The organism is Sphingomonas asaccharolytica NBRC 15499 (assembly GCF_001598355.1).
Classification (GTDB): Bacteria; Pseudomonadota; Alphaproteobacteria; order Sphingomonadales; family Sphingomonadaceae; genus Sphingomonas; species Sphingomonas asaccharolytica.
The window spans coordinates 1-1,575 of record NZ_BCYU01000172.1; the positions used below are offsets into that span (position 1 = coordinate 1).

General features: G+C 65.1%; 2 protein-coding genes. One reads left to right on the top strand and one right to left on the bottom strand.

Going from position 1 to position 1,575, the window contains the following annotated elements; genetic code table 11:
• Nucleotides 1-82: 82 nt before the first annotated feature.
• Complete coding sequence (locus SAS01S_RS21910; RefSeq protein WP_066813365.1) at nt 83-814, bottom strand: class I SAM-dependent methyltransferase; 732 nt, start codon at nt 812-814, stop codon at nt 83-85.
• 91 nt (nt 815-905) lie between these two features.
• Between SAS01S_RS21910 and mutM the strand changes: the two genes are divergently transcribed.
• A partial coding sequence (mutM, locus tag SAS01S_RS21915) for a bifunctional DNA-formamidopyrimidine glycosylase/DNA-(apurinic or apyrimidinic site) lyase (RefSeq protein WP_066813368.1) occupies nt 906-1,575 on the top strand: 670 nt, incomplete at its 3' end.

Below are 1,575 nucleotides of genomic sequence, written 5' to 3' on the forward strand. Positions count from 1 at the left end.
CTTTCCGCGGGCGACTGGCTTGAGGCACTACCCCACCCCCAACCCCTCCCCTGAAGGGGAGGGGCTTTTTTGACGCCGCCCATCAAATCTTCCAGCCGCTATGGATCGCGACCAGTCCGCCGAGCATCGGTTCGACCTTGGCCTGGACGAAGCCGGCCTCGCCGATCATTTCCTTGAAGCGCTCCATGCTGGGGAAGCGGCGGATCGATTCGATCAGATAGCGATAGCTCTCCGCATCGCCGGCGATCGCCTGGCCGACCCTGGGCACGATATGGTGCGAATAAGCGTCATAGATATCGCCGAACCCCGGCCACAACGTGGTCGAGAATTCGAGGCAGAAGAACCGCCCGCCGCGCTTGAGTACGCGATGCGCTTCCCTGAGCGCCTTGGGGATGTCGGTGACGTTCCTGATCCCGAACGCGATCGTATAGGCGTCGAAAAAACGATCAGGCCATTGCAGCGTCTCGGCATTGGCCTCGCTCCACACCAGCCCGTCGATGCCGCGCTTGGCGGCGCGCTCGATCCCGACCTCCAGCATCGCCGGGTTGATGTCGGCGACGGTGATCGCGGCGCCCGATTTCTCCATGCGGAACGCGATGTCGCCAGTGCCGCCGGCCATATCGAGGATTGCTTCGCCCGCCCGGGGCTTCACGCGGCGGACGAATACGTCCTTCCACACGCGATGCAGTCCGCCCGACATGGCGTCGTTCATCACGTCATATTTGCTCGCGACGCTGGCGAAGACGCCGCCGACGCGGCGGGTCTTTTCCTCGGGGCTGACATCTTCGTAGCCGAAGGAGACGGTATCGGTCATGCGCGGGCTGTAGCGAGGCAATCCCGCGCCGTCATCCCCGCCCTTATCTTCGTCATTCCCGCTTTCATCGGAATGACGATATGAGGAGCCGATGCCTGAACTCCCCGAAGTCGAAACCACCGTCCGCGGGCTGGAGCCCGTGCTCAAGGACCAGCGGCTGACGCATGTCGTCACGCGCCGCGGCGATCTGCGCCGGCCGTTCCCGCCCGACCTCGCGCAGCGGATGACCGGGGCGACGGTGACGGGGCTGGGGCGCCGCGCCAAATATGGGCTGATCGAGACCGATCGCGGCGACACGATGATCTTCCATCTCGGCATGTCGGGGCGCTGGCGAGTCGATCCGCACGAATTGCTCCCGCACGATCATCTGGTGATCGATACCCAGGACGGACGCCGCGTCGTGCTCAACGATCCGCGGCGATTCGGATCGGTCGACCTGGTGCCGACCGAGGGGATCGCGGACTTCCCTGCGTTCAAGGCGCTGGGCCCCGAGCCGCTTGGCCCCGATTTCACCGCGCCCTACCTCAAGGCCGCGCTCAAGACCCGGTTCGCGTCGATCAAACAGATGCTGCTCGATCAGCGGATCGTGGCGGGCCTGGGCAATATCTATGTCTGCGAGGCGCTCTATGCCGCGCGCATTTCTCCCAAGCGCGAAGCGGGCCGAATCAGTCTCGCGCGGCTCGATCGACTGGTGCACGAGATCCATGCGGTGCTCGATTCGGCGATCGCGGCGGGCGGGTCGAGCCTGCGCGACTTCGCCC